Below are 20,114 nucleotides of genomic sequence, written 5' to 3'. Positions count from 1 at the left end.
TTATTACTGCTGGTCTTACTAAATATGGTGGCGATGAAGAGACTTGAACTCTTGACCTCACGATTATGAGTCGTGCGCTCTAACCAGCTGAGCTACATCGCCATTTAAGGCTCGGTATAATACCGATAGAGAGGACTGGCGTCAACCCCTAATTAGCATTTTTTGCGAAAAATACGCATTTCATCCAAATTAACGGTAAATATGCATAATACTAACGATAAAAACGAACCGCAAAACAAAAAAGTTGGTAGACCGATAAGCCGGGTTCTGTCGTGGACGATCATTCCTCTAGGCGTATCATCGCTGATACGCTCAAGCAACCTACCCGCATCGAACGCGGGCCGCGCCATATCGATGCCTATTTGGTCTTGCTACGCGTGGAGTTTACCCTGCCGTGAGATGTTGCCATTCACGCGGTGCGCTCTTACCGCACCCTTTCACCCTTACCGATAATGTCTTGCGACACCAAAGGCGGTCTGCTCTCTGCTGCACTTGTCGTCAAGTTACCCTGCCCAGCCGTTAGCTGGCACGCTGCCCTATGTAGCCCGGACTTTCCTCCCCTGCGCATCTGTTGCCAGTGTGCAGCGGCGATCGCCTAGTCTACCAAGCGCGCTAGTATAGCAAAATTAGTATCAGGTGTGGAAAGTGTTTTGCGCTTATTTATTTGTTGCTATAAAACTATTTAAATAAAAGCGTTTAAATAAAATCTGGCGGTAAAGCTAAATTATCATTACCTATAGTGCTATTTGTCTGTTGCGCCATTTGTAACCAATAGCTGTTTGGATAATGGCGCGCTAGATAGTTTTTCAAATACTCAATCGTACTATTGGCAATCTCATCATCTGTCTGAGCGGCACTATCATGAATATGGTTATAAATCACGCTATGCAGCGTTAAACCGCGCGCCTTGATTACCTCCAAACTCAGCAAGGTATGATTGATACTACCAAGCCGCCCTGAGGTTACCAAAACAACTGGATAGCCCTGCTCAGCGATATAATCTAAGGTTAATAGTTGTTCAGTGATTGGTACCAGTAACCCGCCTGCGCCTTCTAATAGTACCGCGTCGTAGCTTTGTTGCAATTGCTGCGTAGTTTTAGTGATAACTTTGGGGTCTAGAACGTCGTTAGCAAGCTTGACAGATAAATGCGGCGACGCGGGTTTTTCATAACGATACAGACAAGTGGTAAAGTCTAAATCACAAGGCTGCAATGGAATTCCCATTAATTGACGATGAGTGACAATATCATCTGCAATATTCATTTTACCACTAGCTGAATCGATACTAACGCCTGTTTGTACCAGCTTTTGAGTGATGACGCTAATGCCTTGCTGCATCAGCGCTTTCGCCATCATACCTGTGGCATAAGTCTTGCCAATATCGGTATCAATGCCGGATATAAATAGCACACTCATAGCGAAACTCTGTTGGTCGTAGACATTTGACCCAAATAAATAGTGACGACGGTTAGTAGCGCTTGGCACAACGTCACCAGTTCGTCATCGCTAATGACATAAGGCGGCATAATATAGACCAATTTGCCAAAGGGTCTGACCCAAATGCCATTGTCAATCAGCAAAGATTGAAAAACTGGCATATCAACCGCCTCATCTAGCTCAATCACAGCGACCGCGCCTAAACAACGAACATCCGCAACGCCATTTAAATTTGCCGCTGTGGCTAGCTGCTCATCCATGATAGTTTGCATATTTGTGGTACGCGATTCGATATCATAAGATAAGATTAAATCAATCGACGCACAAGCAACAGCACAGGCCAGCGGATTGCCCATAAAGGTCGGACCATGCATCAGGGCTGGATAGTCGCTTTGGCTAATGGTTTCGGCAACCTCACGGGTACAGAGGGTCGCTGCAAAGGTCATATAGCCGCCTGTTAGCGCCTTGCCAATGGTCATAATATCAGGACTAATATTGGCATGTTCGCAAGCAAATAGCTTGCCGCTACGCCCAAACCCAGTGGCGATTTCATCTGCAATGAGCAGTACGTCATTTTCATCACACAATTGGCGTAATAGTTGTAGATATTCCGGACTATAAAAGCGCATACCTCCTGCGCCTTGAATAATTGGCTCAATAATAAATCCGGCAAGCTGATGGCTATGTTTAGCAAAAAATGTGGTTAATTCATCACGCTCACTTTGTGTGAGCGGACGCTCAAATCCTAATGGCGGTGCAGGGACAAAATGCTGCAAAGGTAACTGTTTGCCATACAAGCTATGCATGCCGCCGACTGGGTCACAGACACTCATCGCGTGCCAGGTATCGCCATAGTAGCCGGAATGGGTCGAGGCAAATTGGTTTTTTTCAGTACGTCCAACCGCGATTTGATACTGCAGCGCCATTTTTAGCGCCACTTCGACTGCAATGCTGCCGCTATCGGCATAAAATATCGCATCAAGACCATCAGGGACAATGGATAATAATTTTTTGCCTAAATCTATCGCTGGCTGATGGGTCAAGCCGCCAAACATCACATGCGCCATTTTGCCCAGTTGTGCAATCATCGCTGCATTTAACTTGGGGTGATGATAGCCATGCACACTTGCCCACCATGACGACATACCGTCAATCAGGCGCGTGCCATCGTTAGTGACAATATAAATACCTTCAGCATGGTCGATGACGATATTAGGATAGGTGGGTGGTAAGCTGGCATAAGGATGCCAAAGGTGCTGTTGGTCGAAATCGTTGGTTGAGAGGTTGTTTGTTAAGGGGTCAGATCTCTTCATTTTTTATTTGCCAGTAATGCGTTTGTATTTTGCCAATAAATCGCTTTGGGTTTCGACGTGGTCTGGGTCATGCGGGATACAGTCGACAGGACAGATGACCACGCATTGCGGCTCATCAAAATGACCAACACACTCTGTACATAAATCAGGGTCGATGACATAAATATCATCGCCCTCTGAGATGGCTTCATTTGGGCAAGCAGGCTCGCAGACATCACAATTGATGCATTCATCGGTAATTAATAACGCCATAAACTGCTCCTTATTTGCTAGCAGTTGATAATAAATGGATACGTCCGTGGCTTACGATTATGCTTAATATTAAACCACCAACTCATCCTTAAAGCTTAACTTAGTAAGTGCTTCACTAAATGTTAGCTGCTGAGTTTTTTTATAAAAGCTTCTGAGACGCAAGGTGGCACAAATTTCGTCACATCGCCGCCAAGTTTGGCAATTTCACGAATCATAGTCGATGAGATAAACGAGTAATTTTGCGACGGCGTTAAAAATACCGCTTCAAAATTCTCATCAAGCTCGCGATTCATATTGGCTAGCTGAAACTCATATTCAAAGTCTGACATCGCGCGCAGACCACGCAAGACCGCCGTGGCGTTTTTTTCGCGCATAAAATCGACCAGCAAGCCTTCAAAACCAATCACCGACACTTGCGGCAAATCCGTAAATACCGTCTCGACCAAATGCACGCGCTCCTCAAAATCGAACAATGGTTTTTTATGATGACCAGAGGCCACGGCGATGACGACCTCATCGAACAATTTAGCCGCGCGTTTAACCAAGTCGACATGACCGTTGGTAATCGGGTCAAAGGTACCAGGGTATAAAATTTTGGTATGCAATTTTGAAGAAGTAGCAGAAGGGCTCATAACAGGGCTAATATAGTTAATGATAATGACCCATATGCTAGCAAATTTTGCTCAAACTTCCTACTTATCTGCTACATTTGTCCTAACAGCCGATTCACCTTTTCGCCGTGCGCTTTGCTACAATAGTCGGTTCGACTCATCGCTCTTAATAGGTAAAAAAATATCTACATTTAAGGGTTAGAATGAGGAACAGTTAGACAAGGACAGTTTATACAAACTATGTATGTAAAAGTCCTTATGGAGAAATTATGTCAAAAAAATCAAAAAAACCTGACAATCAAATCTGTGCCAATAAAAAAGCTCGTCACGAGTATTTTATTGAAGAAACCTTTGAAGCAGGTCTATCGTTACAAGGCTGGGAAGTGAAGGCCATTCGCGCTGGTAAAATGACGATTACCGAAGCGTATATTATCTTTCGTAATAATGAGGCGTTCTTGTTTGGCGCCCATATTCAGCCGCTGCTTTCAAGCTCAACACACGTCAGCCCTGACAGCATCCGCACCCGTAAGCTGCTGCTCAATCGCCGCGAAATCGAAAAACTCATGGGCGCGGTCAATCAAAAAGGCTATGCGTGCGTACCCTTATCTTGCTACTGGAAAAATTCCTTAGTGAAATGCCAGATTGCGCTTGCCGTCGGTAAAAAGCAGCACGACAAACGTAAAACGCTCAAAGACCGCGACTGGGAACGTGATAAGCAGCGCGGCTTTAAGCAACATTTGGATTAAAAAACGTTGTAAGTGATACATTTTAATCTAACGCAAAAAGGACGATTCAGCATATTGTTGAATCGTCCTTTTCTATGACATTGTTAAGGTAAACTTGTTAATTTAACGAAGCAAATTTTAGACCGTTTGCGCTATTCTATTAAGCTGCGACTCTTTATGAGCGCGGCGTAATTGACGGATACCGTGCGCGATTAAGCAAGCGATTCCGAGCCAAATTAAGCCATAACTATAAATCATCGCTGATTCAAAAGGATTGCCCAAGACAGTGATGGCTAAGATAAATAATAACGCCGGCTCGATATAGCTCATCATACCGTAAACGTTGACGGGTAACATTTGACTGGCATCAACATTGGTTTTCATTGCCAGCACGCTAAGCATGCCAAGCCCTGCCAACATCATGATAAAAAAGCTAGAGCTGCCAACCAATCCTAAACTGCTCGGCGCAACAAATAATAAATAGGCGACGGCAAACGGTGCAAAGATGGTTAAATCCACCAGCAAACCTGTAATCGCGCCGATACCTTGTAGGCGGCGTAAAATATAATAAACAGGATAGCTGCCGCAGACCCAAAGCGTCGCCCAAGAAACACTTTGGGTACGTACAATCTCACTACCGACGCCGACAGCGGCAAAGCCAACCGCCAACCATTGCAGACGGCTCAATTTTTCGCCAAATAGGACGCAACCAAACACCACCATCATCAGTGGAAAGAGAAAATAACCCATCGCGGTTTGCACGCCCTGCCCATTAACTGGCGCCCACATAAACAGCCAAAACTGGCTAAGAAATATCGGCGTTGGCAATAATAACCAAGCCCAATGCTTTACCGTGCGCAGCGCCTTTAATTTATCAAGATGCAAACCCAAACGCCCACTAATCAGCAAATACCCTATTAGCGCTGCCCACATCGCTAGCATGCGCCAGATAAAAACTTGCGTACCTGACAATGGCGCCAAAAAACTGCTATAGGCATAAAGCACACCAAATAACAGGTTTGATAATATCGCCAGCGCCACGCCCATTATCAATGTACGCTGCTGCGCACTACCTGCTGTCCAAACAGCAGGCAACGGCAAGCGTGAAACGGTAGCTGTGAGCATATTAGTAGAGACATTAGAGGGCGTTAGGTTCGACATAATAAGCACCGTAAATATAGATAGACGTTAGAAGGCTTAGCGATTGTTTTTATTTTGCTTACTCAATTATTCACAAGCTTTGATTGCTAAGCTTTGATTAATAGCGTCTATTTTACTAAGGTGCTATGAGATATTATTTCTATATAATAGATTATATGAATAAATTTATCTAAAATATCGTCAATAACTATTTATTTTCTTGTGTTTGAATTAATAACAATAATATTTATAATAAAAATCTTAATATTTGTGATTTTCTAGGGAAGAGCTACTGTGAGCCATATTTTAGACGATACCGATAAAACTATTTTAAATTTGCTACAGGACGATACGACTTTGCCGTTAAAAACGGTGGCAGAACGCGTGCATGTCTCAATCGCTACCGCCCAGCGCCGTATTCAAGCATTAATAGATAGCGGTGTGATTACCAAACAAGTCGCTATCGTTGATCCAAATAAGGTCGGTTACGGACTGACGGCGGTGGTCATGATAGAGATGTCGCGCTCCAATACCTCGATGCAACATCGATTTGAGCGCTTAATGCATGACCAACCGCGAGTAATGAGCTGCTATGAAGTTTCAGGAGATGCGGATTTTATGTTGATGGTCAATGCCAAAAACATGAACGATTATCATGAATTTACCCGTAATTTGCTGACTTACGAGAACAATGTGCGCAGCTTTAAAAGTCAGTTTGTGATGAATTTCACGAAGAGTGGGACAAAGATTTTACTCGATTAATAACAGCTACAAAGCCCATGCAATTTTTATCATCAATAAGAGTGGATAAGCCATCGCTAAAAAAGGTACGATAGCAACGAATGTTTGGCATTAAATGCTAGATAAATTATCAACCGTATAGCAGACAAGGAAGCCTAATGATGAGTAAAAAGATACCGCCTAACGATACCAATAAGAATGCTCAGACCCTATCGAAGTTATTCAATCCAAAAACCTTATTAACAGGCGCATCACTTGCGGCATTGCTTGCCAGCTCAGGCTGCGCCACCAGCTCTTTATTAGAAAGTGACAATCACGTCAGCAGCAAAACTAGCAAGCAAGTCTTGTCTGAAGACCAAATTGTCGCTTTTGGTCGCCCTGCAAAGGCATTACCAAAAACGCCCAATGCCACCATGGTCATTGTCGGTGAAAAAAATAGCTATGTGCTGACCCAAGGCGGCACGGAAATGATTGGCTTATTAAGCAATCTGACACCAAAGAACATCCACGTCGATAACGACATGAGTTTTTATGTGCCCAACAATGATGGCTATTTTCAGGGCGAAATGAAATTGTCGTATGCCAAGTTAAAAGATGAATTCCAGCGCTCAGACTATCAATTCTTTTTGCAAAATAATGGCCGCGACTGTACTTCAGTCAGCGACCAACGCATCAATGCTCAGCGCTTTTGCTTTAGTGTGCCTGTTAAAGGCGCTATCTATCCGCAAGTGAGTAATTTAAGCTTAATTCAATCTAATTACCGCGCTTTAAGCAAACCTTATACGGTCAGTTTTTATACCCAAAGTCAGCAACAACAAGTCTCTCGCAGTGGTGCTAATACCGCGCAAAAGCTGGTGTTATTGCCCTTTGCCCTTGCTTTTGATGTCGTTACCTTTCCCTTCCAGCTTTTAGATCAATAAATTTTTCAGTTTAACTCATACATAAACAAAGAAGGGTTGTTAACGTTTAATAACCCTTCTTAGCAAAAGATTATCCCAAACTATCAATAACTTACCTTGCTATTATAAAATCTCTTTTTTACATAATGAAAGCAATTCATGTTAAAATGAGCGCTTTTAAATGAGCCGTTGTTAATGAATAACGATAACGGCTTTTTTAGTGCCATTTTTCTAATGAACAGGTCCGCTCATGTCTGCCGATACCATCGCCCGCACCGCCTTTAAACAAGGCACCAAACCTCTTTACGACTACGACAAACATTGGGCGAGCTGCTACGAGCCTGCGCCTTATTTGCCGATGAGCCGTAAAGAAATGGATGAGCTTGGCTGGGATGCCTGTGATGTCATCATCATCTCAGGCGATGCTTATGTCGACCACCCAAGCTTTGGCATGGCGATTATCGGTCGTTTATTAGAAGCGCAAGGCTTTCGCGTCGGTATCATTGCCCAGCCAGATTGGAAAAGCAAAGATGCCTTTATGGAGCTTGGTAAACCGGTTTACGCGTATGGCGTGACCGCTGGCAACATGGATAGCATGATTAACCGCTATACCGCTGACCGTAAAATCCGTAGCGATGATGCCTATTCGCCCGGTAACGTGGCTGACAAGCGTCCTGACCGCGCCGCGATCGTTTATAGCCAACGTTGCCGCGAAGCTTATCCTGATGTGCCGATTATTTTGGGCGGCATTGAAGGCAGCTTACGCCGTATCGCTCATTATGATTATTGGTCGGATAAAGTCCGCCGCAGTATCTTGATGGATGCGCGCGCTGATGTCTTGTTATATGGAAATGCTGAGCGCGCCATCGTCGATGTAGTACATGGCTTATCAAAAGGTTACACCTTTGAGCAAATGAGCAGTTTGCGCGGTACGGCGTATTTATTGACCCCGACCCGTCGCCATTGGCAAGCAGGTATGACCGAGGTTGCCAGTAATGATGTCGATACCGTTGGCCGTGTCGATCCGATTATCAACCCGTATGTGATGACGGAAGACGTCGATCAGTGTTCGATCGAGCAAGATAAGACTAGCGCCTCACCCGTTGGACAAGCTACGTCAGCAATGACAGGTATGTCAGCCCAATATGCGAAACAGTATCAAGGCTTTGTCGCCGAACCCGTGACCAATAAAGTCTTAAATGCTGACCAAGTCGATGAAGACACGCAAGTAGTACAATTGCGCGGCTTTGATAAACCACAAACCGCACGTAAACATAAACTTAAAATGCCGCCGCGTGAGCAAACGGTCATTCGCCTGCCTGATTATGAGCACGTCAAAGCTGACCCAGTGTTGTACGCGCATGCCAACCGTATCTTGCACCTTGAAACCAATCCGGGTAACGCGCGTGCCTTGGTGCAGCGTCATAGTAGCGGCGCTGGTAACTCGCATACCTCGATTGACGTTTGGCTCAATCCGCCACCGATTCCGCTCTCAACCGAAGAGATGGATTACGTCTTTGATTTGCCGTACGCGCGTTTGCCGCATCCAAGCTATGGTGATGCACGCATCCCTGCTTATGACATGATTAAATTCTCGGTCAATATCATGCGCGGCTGTTTTGGCGGTTGTACGTTTTGCTCAATCACCGAGCATGAAGGCCGTATTATCCAAAATCGTTCAGAAGAGTCTATCTTGCGTGAAGTCGAAGCGATTCGTGATACGGCGCCAAACTTTACTGGCGTTATCTCTGACCTTGGTGGGCCGACCGCCAATATGTATCGCCTCAACTGTAAAGACGAGACGATAGAGAAGAACTGCCGTAAGCCGTCTTGTGTCTATCCTGATGTCTGCGATAACTTGATTACCGATCACAGTAATTTAACCCAGCTATACCGTAAAGCCCGTGATATCAAAGGCGTGAAAAAGATTCTTATCGCCTCAGGTTTGCGTTATGACTTGGCGATTAAAGACCCTGAATACGTCAAAGAATTGGTCAGCCATCATGTTGGCGGTTATCTAAAGATTGCCCCTGAGCACTCTGAAGAAGCGGTACTGTCAAAAATGATGAAACCGGGCATGGGCAACTACGATAAATTCAAAGCCATGTTTGAGCAGTACAGCCAAGAGGCCGGCAAAGAGCAATATCTGATTCCGTACTTTATCGCCGCTCACCCCGGCACTAGAGACGAGGATATGATGAACCTTGCGCTGTGGCTAAAAAGTCATGGCTACCGCGCTGACCAAGTACAGGCGTTTTATCCGAGTCCGATGGCGACCGCGACTACCATGTACCATACGCATAAAGACCCACTGCATAAAGTGAGTCGTAGTGAGGGCGATATGGATATCGTCAAGTCTGGCAAGCAGCGTAAACTGCATAAAGCTTTCTTGCGCTATCACGACCCAAAAAACTGGGTCATGCTGCGTAAAGCGCTGCAAGATATGGGACGTGGGGATTTGATCGGTAAAGGTCGCGGCTGCTTAATTCCGCCATTTAACGCCAGTTTAGAAGGTCGTGATGCCGCGCAAGACAGCTATCAATCGGCGCGTAAAAAGAATAGCCGCTTGGGCAATGACTCAGTGAAACGCAGTAATAATAGTCCTAACGCTGCAAAAAACACCTCGGGTAAAAGCACATCGAGCAAAAATCACAAAAAAGTCAGTAAAGGCAACTTCCAAACACAGCATACAGGTCTGCCACCGCGCAAAACTAAATAGTTCCATACGAAATAATTAAGCAGCTGTTAACGTTTTTTTTCTTAACCATGCCCAAATTAAAGCGCCTATCGGCTCAGCAGTCGATAGGCGCTTTTTTATGTTTTGCCCATTAAATACATTGGCTTTTTTGAATAACTGTTTAAGCTTATAGTCAAAATATCCTAAAAACGCGATGGTATTACTGATATCAATTTTTTGTAGCTTCTGTCTGCGCAGGCACCGCAAGCAAGAAAAATTGATATCAGCAGTGCGTGATGCATCGATATTATTTTTCATCCACTATAGTTATTTTACAGAAGCTATTAAGGTCAGCGTTACATTAACCAGTGTTTAAGTAACTTAACGAACATGTAACAAACAATTTCTAACATTATCTAGAAAGGCTTTTCGTTAACATAGGCGCTATATGCATAAGGCGCCGTTAAAAAGCGCACGATTAGAAAAAGCATAGTCAAAAAATACCTGCTAGTTTTTACATTTTTGGAGAATGCCATGAATACCCTAACCAAAGTTGCTGTTGCCCTACCTACTCTAGCGCTACTTAGTGCCTGTGCGACCACCGCACCTACTACGCCAAACAAAACCCCTGCGTCAGAAAGCGTGACCGATGTCGCCTATGACCGTATGGCGCCAGCCCCTTACACCTGTACCGATGACAGCAAAATCTTGGCAAAACAGTCTATCAATAAAAAACAAGTTATGCTAAATGCGACTTTACCTAAAGTAAACTGGGCCGACCAACCTATCATTTTAAATGGCGGCGTCCAAGGTGATACGGCAAGCTATGTAAATGAGTCAAACCCAGAAGTAGTCTATGCTTGGCACATGAAAGAAGACAAAGGTATCCTTGCAATGAAATGGGCAAACGGTAAAGAATATCAAGTAAACTGCCAAATAGGCAGATAATGATTTTGGTTTAATTGCTCATTGATAATGATAAACCCATCATTGTTAAACCCATAACTATTAAACCTAGCACTATATAAACAGTCATCGAATGATGGCTGTTTTTTTATGGTCGCAAATTTAAAAGCGTACTCGCTAATGCTTTATTTTATTATGCTAGAGAAGCAACGCGAAAACTGGCAAAATAGCGCTGATAATAACTGTATGTTAATCAATAATAAAAGGATACTTCGATGGTTAAGCGCCTCATAAGTATGATGATAATGGCTAGCATAGGCTTGGCGGCACTAACGAGCTGCGATAATAGCGCCAACGATTCTAATGGCACTGCTACATCTTCTGCTGCGCAAACAGCTGACGCAGCAGACGTGCATACTATCGATTGGTCACTGGTCGCAAGCGGCGAAAAAGCTGTTGACCCTGCCACTTATGAGTATCCGTTTGCGCTTGATAGCCAAAATGTGCGCGATTATGCGAAGTATTTCGGTGTAGATAATACCACCGCGCAGCATAATCTGACGATAAGTATGGCAAGCAATGAAGCGCTGTCAAAGCTGCTCGATCAGCTTAGCGAAACCTATACTTCGCATGAGCTAACCGACGACAAAGAGATGAAACTTATTATTCATACCACGCCTGATGTTGCTGCCAGTAGCTATGATTATGTACTGTCAGACGACTTTGCGAAAGGATTGGTATTACCTATCGTGATTCAGCCGGATAGTAAGAAAGGTGAGGTTAAGGCGCATGGAGAGGTGGCGAAATAGAATACTAGATGCTTCTTGAAGATTGCTACCATAGACTATAGTTTAACCGAATTTATTAGAGTAATTTATTTTATCTAGTGCGCCTAGCGCATCCTATATCCATTACCTGCCCACTTAAAATGTTTTTGGAAAATACCCAAAAATGGTGCTGATTATAATATGCCTTGATCATATATTATTTAATTATATTGAAAAACCCTTTGCTAGATCTAGCATTTGTATTGAAAGCATACTTTTAGTTTTAGACATTTTAGCTATGTCATTTTCTATATCTTTCAACCATTCTTTAACCGCATTTAAAACGTCTTTTCCAAACTGATCAACTTGCAACTGCAAGGTATTGTTCAACATATTGTTATGTATATGAATACCTTGATGCAAAGGTTGGACAAATTTAAACTTTTCTAACACTTCTCTAGCTCTCTGAGTAGAAATATCGTCCTGACCTTCATGCAGTAATGCACATCTTAAAGCATAAAAATCTGCACCACTTAGAAAAACTCTATCTGAGCCACAGGATGTTATTGTATAACTGGGTTCTATATATTTCTTAAACCAATTGATAGTACGTTGTTTTGAGCCTGCATCAGGGTAGTCAACCTTACCGCAGGTATCTGGCAAAGTTAGGCAGAGAAACAATACTGAATACCAGTTTTTAGAAATTAAAGATAGTTCTAGTGCTTTAACGAAACTTTCCATATCATCAATCCTATAAGTAAATTTTATTACTATACTCGCTCTTGCGTGAGGGACAAGCGCCGAATAAACCATTAAAGAAAGACAGTTCATGACCCGCATATTTGCCCACTATTAAAGCAAGCGATGCTGAGGCCAGGCTTTTTTATTTTGCTATTGCACTAGAGACGAACGAGTTATTAAAGAATAACTTACCCAGAAAATTCCCTTTAAGGAATTTTCTCTTGCGAACCTAACAAAGCAGTGCTTTGTTTTAACGGTTCTCACCAACCATCGCCAAAAACTCATCCTCACCCACTATCTTAACGCCCAATTTTTCCGCTTTGGTGAGCTTCGAGCCAGCTTTATCACCTGCCAATAGCGCGGTGGTTTTTGCCGAAATACTACCTGACACTTTTGCACCCAGCGCTTGTAGCTTAGCTTTGGCTTCATCGCGTGCCATGCTATCGAGCGCACCCGTGATGACCCACGTTTGCCCATCGAGCGGCAATTCCTCTGATGCTACTTGCTCGACTTTATCCCAATGCACGCCCGCTTCGCGCAGGGCGGTGATGACTTCGATATTGTGCGGGGCGCGGAAAAACTCATGGATAAGCTCAGCGGTGATTGCGCCAACATCAGGCGTTTGTAAGAGCTTATCAATATCTGCTGCCATCAGGGCATCAAGGTCGCCAAATTGCTGCGCCAAATTCTGTGCTGTTGTCTCACCGACGCCGCGAATACCGAGCGCATAAATAAAACGTGCCAGCGTCGTCTGCTTACTGGCTTCGATAGCATTAACGATGTTTTGTACCGATTTCTCCCCTAGTTTTTCAAGCGCAATCAGCTCGTCTTGATGTTTATGCAACTGATAGATATCGGCGACGGTCTTGACCAAACCGTGCTCAAAAAAGCTAATCAGCCAACTTGCGCCTAAGCCATCGATATCCATCGCCCGACGTGAGACAAAGTGAATGAGCGCTTCTTGCTGCTGCGCGGGACAAAACAATCCGCCCGTACAACGTGCCAACGCTTCACCTTCGGGCAATACCACAGGCGAGTCGCAGACAGGACAGGTCGCTGGCAATTTAACCGGTTCTGAATCTGCTGGACGCTGATCTGTCCAAACGCGGGTGACTTTAGGGATGACATCACCTGCACGGTGCACGCTGACCATATCACCTGCGCGCACATCCAAGCGTTGAATTTCACCAAAGTTATGCAAGGTGACATTGCTGACGGTGACGCCGCCGACTTTGACAGGTTCAAGCTTACCAACTGGGGTGATTTGTCCGGTGCGTCCGACTTGCCATTCGATATCGTTTAGACGCGTCATCACCGTTTCGGCAGGGAATTTATAGGCGGTTGCCCAGCGCGGCTCACGCGATAAAAAGCCAAGCTGTTGCTGCAATGCTAAGTTATTAACCTTGATAACCATGCCATCAATCTCAAACGGCAGCTGACTGCGGGTTCCAATCATCGACTCATAATAGGCCTGTGCTTCGCGTGGGTTTTTTACCACTCTCACCACGCTGACGCTAAAACCTATGTCACCAAGCCAAGCCAATGCGGCTGATTGAGTAACGATGCTCTCAGGTAGACCTTGATTGACAGAATAACAATAAAAAGCCAGCGGACGACTGGCAGCGATAGCGGGATCTAGCTGACGTAAACTACCAGCGGCGGCATTACGTGGATTGGCAAAGGTTTTATCGCCTTTTTCTTCTGCTAAGCGATTGAGACGCTCAAAACCAGCTTTTGGCATCAGCACTTCGCCGCGTACTTCTAATAATGGAATCTCGCTTGCAGCAGTAAGCCAAAGCGGCAGATTGCGAATGGTTTTGGCATTTTGAGTAATATCCTCGCCCGTTTGCCCATCACCGCGCGTCACCGCTTGCACAAATTGACCATATTCGTATTTGAGCGATACCGCCAAGCCATCAAGCTTCAGCTCCATCTCATATTCAGGATTTTTCTGCGCGTCATTAAGCCGATCATTGACGCGGCGCATAAAGCCATGCAGCTCGTCATAATCAAAGACATTGCCAAGCGATAGCATGGGCACGTCGTGTCTGACTTGGGTAAAGGCGGACAGCGGCGTGTCGCCAACTTGATTGATTGGACTGTCCGGCTGTATTAAATCAGGATACGCTTCTTCAAGCTCCAATAAAGAACGCCGCAGCTGATCGTATTCGCTGTCTTCTAAAATCGTATTATCAAGCACATAATAGGCATAATTATGCGTTTTTAAATTATCAATGAGCGTGCGCATTTGAGCAACGATGGTAGCAGCATTGTCTGCAGATTGGGTATCAGCAGTATTTTTAGAAGCAGCATTTTTAGAAGCAGTCGGTACAATAGGATCAGTCATAGTCGGCGTCTTTTTTTTGCAATTCAAGATGCCGATATGATAACAAGTTTGCAGGTTAGTCGGATATGATTTTGTTGAAAACTCATCCTGTACAGAGCCGCTTCTGTAGAGAACTAGGTATATAGACAGCTAAATTTATAGAACATCAGGCGAATGAAACGCTCTGCAATCAAAGCTTAAAAATTAAAAAAGGCAAATAACGTCAAGCGCTATTTGCCTTTTACAATACTTTAGGAATAATTTTAACCGTTTATCTATTCAGATTTTACCCTTCATAATCGCGAACTTGGTTACGCAATTGCTGTTTATATTCTGGGGTAATGGGGTCATTGTCTTCGTCAAGCATCACGGCGTCCAAATCGCTTGCCATCATATAGGCAATACTCATCATACTGTCAAAGCTGCGTAGCGCTTGCGGATGCGGCAACGATAAAAACAGCACCACGCCATTGTAAGTATTGGTCGCCACGCTATGCGGGTCAAAAGGCGCGATACCACTATCCGTAATGCCCATCATGCTAAACCACAGCATGCCGGTGCCGTCTTTTTGCTCATAGCGATGGAACATATTCATCGCGCCATAACGCAAACCATATTTATCCACTAACGCCAGCAAATCACGCCCACGAATTACTGCTGCTGGGCGGTCGCGATACTGATGCGGCAAGATAGTGATATTGATATTGTCTTTGGCATTAATTAACGGACCATTTTGCGCTTCATCAACTGGCTCTGAGAGATGCTGATCGAGTATCGGGCTATTATTATCAAAGCTTGGCTCGTCAGCGGTATCAATGACTGGCATCAAGCTGTCAGTCGCTGACATGAGGCTGGAAAACGCGTCCGGCTCTTGCTCGATATGCATCTGCTCAGCCGCTTCGGTGAACTCGCTGTTGTCCGCTCGCTGCTGCTCCTCTTGCCAGCGCGCATAGTCGGCGTCATCTACCACGCCATTATCCTCATTACTATCATGGCGATCAGCGGTTAGCTGGGCATTGACATTGCTATGAGATTGGGTCAATGGCGCATCTTCAACCACGGCATTGAGATAACTGCGATCAGGGGCGATGCTGGTTTCGCCTGCGACCGTATCGTCCAAGTCTGGCTGCTCGACGATATTGCGCTCATGACGCGGAATAATGGGAATACCGTTTTTATCATAATTGACCGCGGCAGCCTCAGCAGTTTTGCGCCGTTTAAAGCTGCGAATGACCATAAATAGCCCTGCAAGCACGATAAATGCGGCAATGGCGATCAAGATAAACTGGATAGCGGTCATGAGAAATACATCCTAATATATGACAAAAGGGAGAGTACAAGTGCGAAGAAATGGCAATAGTCTAGCATGGCTAATGCATATCGTCACCATATAGTCAGCGTTTATCATTGGCTCTGAAGCCTTCACTGACTAATTTTCCGACTACTCGCCTGACTTTAAATGCTAGCCCTAACTATACCACTGACAAGCGCTTGCCGTTATTAATTATTTTGCTACTCGGCTGCTCTTAATCAGAAAGGTAGCTTGCTGCCTCATCAAGCGACACACTGACCAAGGTAGAAATCCCCGCGCTTGGCATGGTGACGCCTTTTAACTCATCAGCAATCTGCATCGTCAGCTTATTATGACTGATAAAAATAAACTGCAAATCATCTGCCAACTCATTTATCAAGCTGGTAAAACGGGCGACGTTGGCATCGTCAAGCGGCGCGTCGACTTCATCAAGCACGCAAAATGGTGCCGGATGCTGCTTAAATATGGCAAAAATTAAGCTCAGCGCGGTCAATGTTTTTTCGCCGCCTGACAGTACCGCAAGACGACTATTGCGCTTACCTTTTGGCTGTGCCATTAAGGTCAACCCTGCCCGCCACTGTTCTGACTTTGGCGCATTGGCAGGCATCTCGTCTGTATTAAGCGTTAAGCTTGCTTGCCCGCCGCCAAAGACTTTGGCAAATAAATTGGCAAGCTCGTTATTGACCGCATCGAGTGTCTGCATAAACAGGGTTTTGGTGGTTTCATCAATCGAGGCAATCGCTTCCGTCAAGGTCTGCATACTGGCAGCAATATCTGCTGTTTGCTGCGCGAGTGGCTCTAAGCGCTCATTAACTTCTGCAAGCTCTGCTACTGCGGCGAGATTGACCGCGCCAATTTTACTTAATTGCTGCTCAAGCTTCGCACGCTCAGACTCTAATTCTGCGATTTTATCTGGGCGGACGCGGCGATCATGGGCGATAAAATCCGCCAATAAATTTGAGACGCTCATTACTTGTTGTTGCGGCTGCGGCATCTCCGATGGCACTTTATGTTTATGGCCGACCTTGTAATAAGCCTCTAGCGCTTCTTGGGTATGGCTACTGGCATCCTCTAATTTTGCAGCGCTTAATGCTAGCTCAGTGGCAAGACCGGCAAGCTCAGATTGCTGCATTTGCAAGGTATTTTGTAGCGTATCTAGTTCGGTCTGCTGCTGACTGTACTCCTCTTTAAGCGCTGTTAATGCCGTTTCGCGTGTGGTTAATACTGCCTGCTGCTCATCGCGCGCTTTCTGTGCGCTCTGCAATACTGATTGCAAGGTTGGCATTTTATTTTGCTGCTGCTCATAACGAGTTTTTAGACTGTGCTCGTTTTGCAGCGACTTTTCATGCTGCGTAGTTGCCCGAGCAAGACTACTAACGCTATGCTCTAAGCGCATCTCGCTCTGCTGAATACGCAGCTGCATTGCTTGCCAAGCGTCATCATCCGCCTGCCGCGTGCGATTTAGCTCACTGCGCTCGGCCTGCAATTGCTGACTTAATAAACACGCATCTGCTATTTGCGGCGTCAGCGCTGCTATCTCGCTTTGGATATGCTGCTGTTCTTGATTCAGCGTTTGTTGCTCTTGCTCTAATTCTTGCTGTTCCTGCTCAAGGGCAACTTTATCAGCATTTAGGCGCTGACTGTCCGCTTGTAGTCGTTCCGCATTGGCGCGCTTGGTGGTCAGCTTTTGCTGGTGTTGGTGTTTATCGCGGATTAATTGCTCAGCTTGCGCGCGCGTTTCTTCTAAGCTGACCGTTAGGGCATCATAGTTGCGTTGATTATTAGCAATCGCCTTTTGCTGCTCTTGTATTTTAGTCTCGAACTCATCAAGTAAATCTTCTAACGCTTGTAAACGGCTACGTTGCTGCAAACGCTGGCTTAAAAACCGATTATTGCTATCGTTTTGACCATTTTGCGCGCCAGCAAATTTGCTCAAATTAATCGTACCCTGACGACTGATAAGCCAGCCGTCCGAGGTTAGTAAAATGGCTGATGCTGGCAATACTTTTAAAGTAACAGCCAAATCTTCTAACGTTTGCTGATTATTAATTTCATGTTGCGCGCTATATAAATAGCAGTGCTGCCACAACGCTAAATTTGGTGCAGTAATCAGCGCTGATAATGACAATACTTTATCCGTTAAGTGATTTGGCAAAGCACTGATAAATGATTTTGCGCCTTTATCATTTGTCTGAGCAGGTAGCCATAGACTATGACCAGTTTCTAGCTGCGATTTATTCTTTGAATTGTCGTTCTCGTTTTGCGTGGTTTGATAAGTAAATACAGCTGTTAAATCCTGCTCGAGCGCTTGCCATAAACTATCAGCTTTTTGAGAATTGCCATTAATATTTTTATCGCTTGACTGCTTAGAAATCAGCACATGGCTATCCAGCCATAACGCCAACACACTATCGAGTAGCTCTGCGTGCTGCTGCCCTTTGGCGCTTAACTCAATCTGCGCACGTAAGGTGGTAATGGCCAATTCGTTATAATCCTTGGCTATATCACTTTCTAAAGCAGTTTTTACGTTAGCAAGCTGTTGCGGTTTTGCTGTCGGTTTCGGATGCAATATTTGATGCAGGGTATCGTACTCGCCTGCCAATACCGCATGACATTTTTCATCCTCGTTCAACTCGCGCCGTTGAGTATTTAAGCGTTGCTGTAATTCATGCGCTTGCGGTTGTAGCTCAGATAGGCGCTCATCGATACTGTCTTGTTGGCGCTCAATCTGCTGCAGCTGTTTATTGAGCTCAGTCACTTGCGTATCTAACGTCTGCTGTAAATTGCTCGAATTACCTTTCTCACTTACATCAACAATATCAATAGGTGCTAGCGACCGTTGTAGCTGCTGCCAGAGATTTTGCCAGTTCTGCTGGCGGCGTTGCCATTTATCATGGTTTTGCTGCTGGCGTTTTTGCGCTTGATTATTAATCGCTTGCTGCTGCTCAAGCGCTCGATTATTATCTTGCAGGCGTGATAGCTGATTTTGCGCATCATGGTAAGCGCGCTGTAAGGGCTGCTCGTTGCGTTTATGCCTGTCGCGTTTATCGTTAAGCTCGCTAAGCTGTGGGCGCAACTCTTCTAATATATTTTGCTGCTCAGCTTGCTCAGTTTTTAAGCGTTCAATCTCGCTTACCGCTTGCTGACGCTGCTGCTCTAAACTGGTAAGCTGCTGTGCAATTACATTTAATTGTGATTTTGCGTCACTAAGCTCATGCTCTGCTTGTTGATAGCTTAGCTGCTGCTGATAGTGGTTGCTTTGCGCATCGTCTTTTAGCCACTGCTCTTGATTGATATGAGCCGCAAGCTTATCTTGCTTCGCTTTTAGAGTCTCATAACTGGCTTGTAAAACGGCAACTTCACTAGCGCTGCGCTCATGAGCGATTTTTTGCTGCTGCTGATGATGCTTTGCTTGATAAAGCTGTTGAATGGCAAGTTGCTGCTTGATATCGGCAAGCGCTAACGCTAACTCTTCATAACGCTCGGCACTGGCCGCTTGTTTAGATAAGCGCTTTTGTTGGCTGACTAGCTCGCTTTGCATATCGTGCAGACGGGCTAAATTATCCTGCGTCTTCTCAAGTTTCTTTTGCGTCTCTTCACGGCGCGCTTGATAACGAGAAACGCCAGCAGCCTCTTCGATAAACTCACGCAGCTGCAGCGGGCTAGACTCAACAATACGCCCAATCATGCCCTGCTCGATGACCGCATAACTACGCGCGCCAAGCCCTGTGCCCAAGAACACATCGACCACATCACGACGGCGACAGCGCGTGCCATTGATAAAATAGTCTGAGCGTCCCTCTAAATTTACCTGACGGCGGACAGACAGCTCATGGTACAGATTAAACTCATGGCGAATACCCGTCTGCTCATCTTGGGTATGCTCAAAGGTCAGCTCAACACTGGCAACGCTTTTGGCCGCTTTATCTTGCGTGCCGGCAAAGATGACATCACTCATCGCCCCGCCGCGTAATTGCTTGGCAGAGGTTTCACCCAACACCCAGCGAATGGCATCAATGACGTTGGATTTGCCGCAGCCGTTTGGCCCGACGATAGCGGTGATACCATGACGGAAGGTAAAAGTGGTTGGATTGGCAAAGGATTTAAAGCCTGCCAGCTTGAGAGATTTTAGGCGCATGAAATATCGATAAACTTAGCAAAAACAGGCGGCTATTCTACCGCAAATTGTGACGAGTTTTTAGAGTTTATGAGGGATGCTATAATAGTGCTGAGAATCTACATAATTCATCTAAAAAATAAAAATTAA

General features: G+C 45.1%; 15 protein-coding genes, 1 tRNA gene and 1 other RNA gene. 6 read left to right on the top strand and 11 right to left on the bottom strand.

Going from position 1 to position 20,114, the window contains the following annotated elements; all coding sequences use genetic code 11:
• Positions 1-25: 25 nt before the first annotated feature.
• The 6 genes from ACPEGP_RS11250 to coaD all read right to left on the bottom strand — a co-directional run bounded on the left by ACPEGP_RS11250 (position 26) and on the right by coaD (position 3,634).
• A tRNA-Met gene (locus ACPEGP_RS11250) sits at positions 26-102 on the bottom strand.
• Between the two features lie 138 nt (positions 103-240).
• An RNA gene (gene rnpB, locus ACPEGP_RS11245) (RNase P RNA component class A) lies at positions 241-607 on the bottom strand.
• Positions 608-696: 89 nt separating this feature from the next.
• Positions 697-1,416, bottom strand: coding sequence for a dethiobiotin synthase (bioD, locus tag ACPEGP_RS11240; protein ID WP_423813473.1), 720 nt, complete (start codon positions 1,414-1,416; stop codon positions 697-699).
• Positions 1,413-2,750, bottom strand: a complete 1,338-nt coding sequence (gene bioA / locus ACPEGP_RS11235; protein ID WP_423813472.1) for an adenosylmethionine--8-amino-7-oxononanoate transaminase — start codon at positions 2,748-2,750, stop codon at positions 1,413-1,415. The genes bioD and bioA overlap by 4 nt, the downstream gene beginning before the upstream one ends.
• Positions 2,751-2,753: 3 nt before the next feature.
• Entirely contained in the window at positions 2,754-3,002 is a 249-nt protein-coding gene (locus ACPEGP_RS11230; protein WP_191691164.1) for a YfhL family 4Fe-4S dicluster ferredoxin, read from the bottom strand.
• 122 nt (positions 3,003-3,124) lie between these two features.
• On the bottom strand, positions 3,125-3,634 hold the full coding sequence (coaD, locus tag ACPEGP_RS11225; protein ID WP_201590451.1) for a pantetheine-phosphate adenylyltransferase: 510 nt from the start codon (positions 3,632-3,634) through the stop codon (positions 3,125-3,127).
• 248 nt (positions 3,635-3,882) lie between these two features.
• Between coaD and smpB the strand changes: the two genes are divergently transcribed.
• Positions 3,883-4,359, top strand: a complete 477-nt coding sequence (gene smpB, locus ACPEGP_RS11220) for an SsrA-binding protein SmpB (protein ID WP_068405891.1) — start codon at positions 3,883-3,885, stop codon at positions 4,357-4,359.
• Positions 4,360-4,476: 117 nt separating this feature from the next.
• On the opposite strand, the gene rarD is transcribed toward smpB, so the two are convergent.
• A complete protein-coding gene (gene rarD, locus ACPEGP_RS11215) occupies positions 4,477-5,499 on the bottom strand; it encodes an EamA family transporter RarD (RefSeq protein WP_423813471.1) in 1,023 nt (340 codons plus the stop codon).
• A gap of 273 nt (positions 5,500-5,772) precedes the next feature.
• Between rarD and ACPEGP_RS11210 the strand changes: the two genes are divergently transcribed.
• The 5 genes from ACPEGP_RS11210 (at position 5,773) to ACPEGP_RS11190 (ending at position 11,510) form a co-directional block, all read left to right on the top strand.
• Positions 5,773-6,240, top strand: a complete 468-nt coding sequence (locus tag ACPEGP_RS11210; RefSeq protein WP_289051376.1) for an Lrp/AsnC family transcriptional regulator — start codon at positions 5,773-5,775, stop codon at positions 6,238-6,240.
• 137 nt (positions 6,241-6,377) lie between these two features.
• On the top strand, positions 6,378-7,139 hold the full coding sequence (locus ACPEGP_RS11205; RefSeq protein ID WP_288727933.1) for a hypothetical protein: 762 nt from the start codon (positions 6,378-6,380) through the stop codon (positions 7,137-7,139).
• A gap of 229 nt (positions 7,140-7,368) precedes the next feature.
• Positions 7,369-9,837, top strand: coding sequence for a YgiQ family radical SAM protein (locus ACPEGP_RS11200; RefSeq protein ID WP_423813469.1), 2,469 nt, complete (start codon positions 7,369-7,371; stop codon positions 9,835-9,837).
• Between the two features lie 492 nt (positions 9,838-10,329).
• Positions 10,330-10,743, top strand: coding sequence for a hypothetical protein (locus ACPEGP_RS11195; protein ID WP_423813468.1), 414 nt, complete (start codon positions 10,330-10,332; stop codon positions 10,741-10,743).
• Between the two features lie 233 nt (positions 10,744-10,976).
• Positions 10,977-11,510: a hypothetical protein gene (locus tag ACPEGP_RS11190; RefSeq protein ID WP_191691504.1), complete on the top strand. Its 534-nt coding sequence runs from the start codon at positions 10,977-10,979 to the stop codon at positions 11,508-11,510.
• A 183-nt stretch (positions 11,511-11,693) separates the two neighbouring features.
• Here ACPEGP_RS11190 and ACPEGP_RS11185 read toward each other — a convergent pair whose 3' ends face one another.
• From ACPEGP_RS11185 to ACPEGP_RS11170, 4 genes are all read right to left on the bottom strand, one after another.
• Entirely contained in the window at positions 11,694-12,209 is a 516-nt protein-coding gene (locus ACPEGP_RS11185) for a hypothetical protein (RefSeq protein WP_423813467.1), read from the bottom strand.
• Between the two features lie 250 nt (positions 12,210-12,459).
• The gene (gene ligA / locus ACPEGP_RS11180) at positions 12,460-14,556 is read right to left on the bottom strand and encodes an NAD-dependent DNA ligase LigA (RefSeq protein WP_423813466.1); all 2,097 of its coding nucleotides are present in this window, start codon (positions 14,554-14,556) and stop codon (positions 12,460-12,462) included.
• A 265-nt stretch (positions 14,557-14,821) separates the two neighbouring features.
• Positions 14,822-15,835, bottom strand: a complete 1,014-nt coding sequence (locus tag ACPEGP_RS11175) for a cell division protein ZipA C-terminal FtsZ-binding domain-containing protein (RefSeq protein WP_288726402.1) — start codon at positions 15,833-15,835, stop codon at positions 14,822-14,824.
• 226 nt (positions 15,836-16,061) lie between these two features.
• On the bottom strand, positions 16,062-19,985 hold the full coding sequence (locus tag ACPEGP_RS11170; protein ID WP_423813465.1) for an AAA family ATPase: 3,924 nt from the start codon (positions 19,983-19,985) through the stop codon (positions 16,062-16,064).
• Positions 19,986-20,114: the final 129 nt, after the last annotated feature.

Source organism: Psychrobacter sp. 219-2-C, assembly GCF_049560815.1.
In the GTDB taxonomy this organism is placed as follows: domain Bacteria; phylum Pseudomonadota; class Gammaproteobacteria; order Pseudomonadales; family Moraxellaceae; genus Psychrobacter; species Psychrobacter faecalis.
The sequence above is the reverse complement of the archived record's forward strand: the minus strand, read 5'-3'. Positions and strand labels throughout refer to the sequence as shown.

Coding starts and splice junctions, on each gene's coding strand:
- bioD (WP_423813473.1), bottom strand. CDS start 1,416: ATGAGTGTGCTATTTATATCCGGCATTGATACCGATATTGGCAAGACT.
- bioA (WP_423813472.1), bottom strand. CDS start 2,750: ATGAAGAGATCTGACCCCTTAACAAACAACCTCTCAACCAACGATTTC.
- ACPEGP_RS11230 (WP_191691164.1), bottom strand. CDS start 3,002: ATGGCGTTATTAATTACCGATGAATGCATCAATTGTGATGTCTGCGAG.
- coaD (WP_201590451.1), bottom strand. CDS start 3,634: ATGAGCCCTTCTGCTACTTCTTCAAAATTGCATACCAAAATTTTATAC.
- smpB (WP_068405891.1), top strand. CDS start 3,883: ATGTCAAAAAAATCAAAAAAACCTGACAATCAAATCTGTGCCAATAAA.
- rarD (WP_423813471.1), bottom strand. CDS start 5,499: ATGTCGAACCTAACGCCCTCTAATGTCTCTACTAATATGCTCACAGCT.
- ACPEGP_RS11205 (WP_288727933.1), top strand. CDS start 6,378: ATGATGAGTAAAAAGATACCGCCTAACGATACCAATAAGAATGCTCAG.
- ACPEGP_RS11200 (WP_423813469.1), top strand. CDS start 7,369: ATGTCTGCCGATACCATCGCCCGCACCGCCTTTAAACAAGGCACCAAA.
- ACPEGP_RS11195 (WP_423813468.1), top strand. CDS start 10,330: ATGAATACCCTAACCAAAGTTGCTGTTGCCCTACCTACTCTAGCGCTA.
- ACPEGP_RS11190 (WP_191691504.1), top strand. CDS start 10,977: ATGGTTAAGCGCCTCATAAGTATGATGATAATGGCTAGCATAGGCTTG.
- ACPEGP_RS11185 (WP_423813467.1), bottom strand. CDS start 12,209: ATGGAAAGTTTCGTTAAAGCACTAGAACTATCTTTAATTTCTAAAAAC.
- ligA (WP_423813466.1), bottom strand. CDS start 14,556: ATGACTGATCCTATTGTACCGACTGCTTCTAAAAATGCTGCTTCTAAA.
- ACPEGP_RS11175 (WP_288726402.1), bottom strand. CDS start 15,835: ATGACCGCTATCCAGTTTATCTTGATCGCCATTGCCGCATTTATCGTG.
- ACPEGP_RS11170 (WP_423813465.1), bottom strand. CDS start 19,985: ATGCGCCTAAAATCTCTCAAGCTGGCAGGCTTTAAATCCTTTGCCAAT.